Raw genomic sequence first — 5,347 nt, 5'->3', positions numbered from 1 at the left:
CGGGCGGAGGGGGCTGGATGCCGGGGTGTCGCGCACAGTCTGCGCCGTTGCGACACGGCATGGGCAGTCGGGCGGGGCGGGCGGGGCGGGGGAACTCAGGATGCCGGGGCGGATGCCGAGACGGGGGCGACGTCGACCGAGACGCGCAGGGTCGAACGCTTCGCTGTGGTGAAGATGATGCCCTTGACGGGGGAGACATCGCCGTAGTCTCGGCCCCACGCGACGGTGACGTAGCGGTCGTTCGCCCACTGGTCGTTGGTCGGGTCGATCGCGAGCCACTCGTCCGATCCCGGCAGCCAAACCGCGAGCCACGCGTGCGAGGCGTCCGCGCCGACGATCCGCTCCCGACCGGGCGGCGGCTGGGTGGCAAGGTACCCGCTGACGTAGCGCGCCGCAATTCCGTGACTGCGCAGGCACGCGAGGGCGAGGTGCGCGAAGTCCTGACAGACTCCCGCGCGCGTCCGGAACACTTCGGCGACCGAGCTGGTGACGGTCGTCGCCGTCTTGTCGTAGTCGAAGTCGGCCTTGATGCGGTGCATGAGGTCGGTGGCGGCCTCGCCGATCGGCCGCCCCGGCGTCAAGGATGCCGCGGCATACGCGTGGGCGTCGGCGACGTGCTCTGCCTTGGGGGAGGCGACGGCGAACTCCGCCGCGGACCATGCGCCGGGGGTGTCAGGATGCTGCAGCGGACGTGCCAGCTCCCACGGCAGCTCCAGCGCCGCACCGTCGTAGCGGGGCGCCTCGACGGTGACGTCGGTGCGAGCGTCGACGACCAGACGGGTGTGGGGGGAGGTGACGTGGAAGTACGTCACGACATTGCCGAAGGCGTCGCGCTCGTGGCTGACGTCGTTCGGCCCCGGCTCGATCGTGACGGTGTGCGAAGCGATCTGCTGCCACACCACCGGTCGCGGGGCCACGTGCGCGAGCCCCAGGCTGTTGCGCACATCGTCGCTGTATTCGTAGATCGTCCGGTGCGACACCGCGTACTTCATGCGTCGCTCCTCACGAGAGTGCCCCTGTGAGCTCGGTCAGCGACAGCGACGCATAGGTCTGCAGCGGCGGGCCGGCAGAGAAGTGCAGTGCCTCGATGGCCCGCGCGATCTCGCGCAGCTGCGCGTCGGCATCCGTGAGGGTGTCGTGCAGCATCGACCGCCGATCATCGACAGCCATAGAGAGGTCGGCGACCTGCACCTCCGCGAGCTGCGCCTCGAGCTGATCGAGCAGTCGCTCGGGGCGGGTCGACCCGCTCGACAGCGGCTGGGCGGCGAGGTGCTCGCGGATGCGTGCCACGGCGAACCGCAGCGACCGGGGGTTCTCGGGGTCTCGCACCAGCAGATCGATCACGCCGCTCGCGTAAAGCCCGCCGCGGTACCGGCGGCGGTGGGTGACGACGCTTTCGCTCGCGCGCAGCACAGCTTCGAGCACTTCCTGTTCGACCTCGCCGACGAGGCGGTCGACCATCGTCGCGCGAAGCAGGATGCCCAGCTGCAGCGCCCGTTCGATGGCTCGCCCGGCCTCGATCATGTGCCAGCCGGCATCACGGATCATGTTGGCCGAGGTGCCCTGCAGCGCCAGAAGCGCCGTGAGCATCTGCCCCGCCGCCTCGCCGATGCCGTGGGCGTGCGGAGTGATCCGCAGGGCGGAACCTGCGCGATCGGTGGCGGCGAACACCCGCCACGTGTCGGCAGAAAGCTGGTCACGCACTCCCTCGAGGGTTGTGCGCAGGCGCGCGAGCGAATGCGCCACCGAGCCGGGGCGCGTGCCGTCGAGCAGCACCGACCGGAACTCGTCGTCGAGGTCGAGCCACCGCGTGCCGCACAGGCGCTGGGTGGCGCCCACGAGCACCTGCGTGCTCTGCGTCGCGGTCAATCCCGGTGCGGTGAGTTGGTCGGCATCCGAGCGGATCGCGAGCACGAGCCGCAGCAGATCTTCGGCGCGCTCGGCGTAGCGGCCCGACCAGAACAGATCATCGAGTGCGCGCGGGGCCACCTCGGGCACCGACTGGACGACGGCAACGGTTGTCGCATCCGGGAGCCCTTGGTCGAGGTCTGACGGGTCGGCCTTCAGGACCCAGACGTCCTTCGATGCCGTGGGGAGCGTGCCGTCCGCGACGGCGGTGGCAAGCCCGCCGATGAGGGGTCGATAGGTCGACTGGTGCCGGAGCGTGAATGTTCGCAACACCACCGGCCTCGCGTCGACATACCCGGGCGCGCGCCAGGTCGGTACCTGCGAGAGAGGAAGCAACTCCTGCGCCGCGAAACGGTGGGGGCTCTGTCTGATGCGTTCGACGAGCCGGGCGGGGTCGGATGCTTCCAGCGGCGTCCGAAGCCCGTCGATGGCCCGAACGACAAGGGTCGGATCTGCTCCCAGCAGGCGGGGCGCTACCTGGTCCAGCGCGTCAGGATCGCCGCACCACCACGTCGGCGTCGACGCCAGGCGCAACTGTTCGCCGAGGAGGCGCTCGCAGAGGGCGGGAAGGAAGGGGAGCAGTGCGGGGTTCTCAAGTACGCCGGCGCCCAGGCCGTTCACGAGCCGCACGCCGCCGCGGCGAACCGCCTCGGTCAGTCCGGCCACACCGAGCTGCGAGTTTCCCCGCAGCTCGAGGGGGTCGCACCACTCGGCGTCGACGCGGCGCAGGATGACATCGACGCGCTCGCGTGGTGCCACTTCGGGCCAGCCCGCGGGCTTCATCCAGACCTTGCCGTCGCGCACCACCAGGTCTGCCCCCTGCACGAGTGGGAACCCGAGCATGCCAGCGAGGAATGCCTGATCGTAGGCGGTTTCCGATAGCGCGCCGGGTGTAAGGACGACGACGCGGGCATCGGGCCGGGCATCCGGAGCGGCCGCGATGAGTGCTTCGCGCAGGGCATCGAAGTACGGCTCGATGCGGTGAAGGGCGGCGCCGTGAAACAGCTCGGGAACGACCTGCGACACGATCCGGCGGTTCTCCATCGCGTACCCGAGCCCCGAGGGTGCCTGGACGCGATCGGAGATGACCCGCCACTCGCCCTCGCCGTCCCGCCCGAGATCGGTGGCGCTGAACAGCAGGGGGTGAGGATCGGTGGATCCCGTCCCGGCGACGGCCCGGATGTAGCCGGCGTGCCCCAGCACTGTCGCAGCAGGCAGGATGCCTTCGCGCAGCATCCGTCGTTCGCCGTACACGTCCACGAGCAGGGCGTTCAGGAGCTCGGCGCGCTGGGCCAGCCCGACATCGAGCTTCGCCCACTCGGCGCCGTCGAGCACGAGCGGAACCGGGTCCAGCCGCCACGGCTCGGGGTCGGAGTCGGCCGGGTTGTAGGTCACTCCCTCGTCGGCCAGGAGCCCTTTGACCTCGCGATTCAACCTGGACAGGTCATCGATCGTGAGAGTCAGGGCTCCGGGCGCCATCGCGCGCCATGCGGGCCGCAACGTGCCGTCGGGCGCAATGACCTCGTCGAAGCGCGCCGACGATCCCCGGGGTGAAGCGAAGGGCAGCGTGGGTTGGGTGACCGCGGCGGCATAGTCGCGGAGGACGCTCACGCCGGGGCGATCCTGCGCAGGTCGAGGGTGTGCGGGTAGTCAGCGGATGCCGCGCGGCGGCCGCGCTCGCGGAGGGCTCCGACGTCGACGCGGCCGGGCGTGTGTCCGTGGGCCTCAAAGCGGCTCGCACGTCGTGCTTCGGCCTCGAACGCATTCACGGGCGGGTGCTCGTAGGCGCGTCCGCCCGGGTGCACGACGTGGTAGGTGGCGCCGCCGAGGCTCGCTTCGGCGCGGGTGTCGATCACGTCGAAGGTCAGCGGAGAGTGCACCTCGATCGAGGGATGCAACGCCGACCACGGCTGCCAGGCGCGATAACGCACGCCCGCGTAGAACTCGCCGAGCGTGCCGGTCGATGTGAGAGGCACAGGTACACCATTGCACGTCACGAGGTGTCGGCGCTCGTCAACGCCGCGCACCGTGACCTGAACGCGCTCGACCGATGAGTCCACATAGCGGGCGGTTCCCGATCCGGTGGCCTCCTCGCCGAGTACGTGCCACGGCTCGATGGCCTGGCGAAGCTCGAGTTCGATGCGGGCTCCGGGGGCAGCGATTCGTGCCAGACCGACGCGCGGGAAACGGAACTCCGCGAAGGCGTCAAGCCACGACTGCTCGAACGGGATGCCGGCGCGATTCAGGTCGTCGACCACCCCCTCGATATCCAGCAGCGTCCCGTGGGGGAGGAGGAACTCGTCGTGCAGCCGCGTGCTCCACCGCACCAGCGGCTCGTTGTAGGGCGTGTCCCAGAACCAGGCGATGAGGCTGCGCACCAGAAGGGCCTGGACGAGGGCGAGCTCGGGATGCGGTGGCATCTCGAATCCTCGCAGTTCCAGCAGCCCGAGCCGCCCGCGGCTGGAGTCGGGGCTGTAGAGCTTGTCGATGCAGAACTCGGCCCGGTGGGTGTTGCCCGTCATGTCGGTGAGCAGGTGGCGGAGGGCCCGGTCCACGATCCAGGGGCGGGCGGTGCCGCCGGATGCTGCAGCCTCGGCATCCAGCCGCCGCAGCTCCCGCAGCGCGACCTCCATCTCGTACACGGCCTCGGGTCGACCCTCGTCAAAACGTGGAGCCTGGCTCGTCGGTCCGATGAACCGACCCGAGAAGAGATAGGACAGGCTCGGATGCCGCTGCCAGTAGGTGATGAGGCTCGCCAGCAGGTCGGGGCGTCGCAGCAGTGGCGAGTCGATCGGCTGGATGCCGCCGATCGTGATGTGGTTGCCACCGCCGGTGCCGGTGTGCAGGCCGTCGAGGTCGAACTTCTCGGTGGACAGGCGGCTGCGCCGGGCGAGGTCGTAGAGCGTCGTGGTCAGCTCGCGCTGCTGCGCCCACGATGACACCGGCTGCACATTCACTTCGATGACGCCGGGGTCGGGGGTCACGACGAGCTGCTCGAGGCGGGTGTCCGGTGGCGGCGCGTAGCCCTCGATCACCAGACGGATGCCGGTGGCAGACGCCGCCTGCTCGAGGACGTGCAGCAGGTCGGTATAGTCCTCGAGGTGCGCGACCGGGGGCAGGAAGACATGCACCTGGCCGTCCCGAGCCTCGAACGCGATGGCGGTGGTCGCAGTAGTTGCGACGCCCTGGAGCGACACGTCGGGGACCGCGGGCTCACGGAGCGGCGCCTCTTCGAGATACGAGGGCTCGGCCGTCAGCTCTGGCGGCGTCCACGACACAGAGTCCAACGGCAGGCGCAGGCCGAGAGGGCTCGTGCCGGGGCTGAGCACGAGCCTGCCGCGGCGGAACGTCCACACGGGGCTCGCCCAGTGCCCGTCGGTCGTGAGCGGGAGCACCCAACCGGTCGGTGTGTCGATGTCGCGGTCGAGGGCTGCGAGGT

General features: G+C 70.2%; 3 protein-coding genes. All 3 read right to left on the bottom strand.

What is annotated here, in order from left to right:
• Positions 1-95: 95 nt before the first annotated feature.
• On the bottom strand, positions 96-992 hold the full coding sequence (locus Q1V87_RS02435; protein ID WP_300590708.1) for a transglutaminase family protein: 897 nt from the start codon (positions 990-992) through the stop codon (positions 96-98).
• Positions 993-1,002: 10 nt separating this feature from the next.
• Entirely contained in the window at positions 1,003-3,519 is a 2,517-nt protein-coding gene (locus tag Q1V87_RS02430) for a circularly permuted type 2 ATP-grasp protein (RefSeq protein ID WP_300590707.1), read from the bottom strand.
• The coding region (locus Q1V87_RS02425) for a transglutaminase family protein (protein ID WP_300590706.1) at positions 3,516-5,347 on the bottom strand (1,832 nt) is incomplete at its 5' end. The genes Q1V87_RS02425 and Q1V87_RS02430, both read right to left, overlap by 4 nt.

The organism is Microbacterium sp. (assembly GCF_030149085.1).
GTDB lineage: Bacteria > Actinomycetota > Actinomycetes > Actinomycetales > Microbacteriaceae > Microbacterium.
Note: the sequence above shows the minus strand (reverse complement) of the source record. Positions and strands in the feature narration are given on the sequence as shown.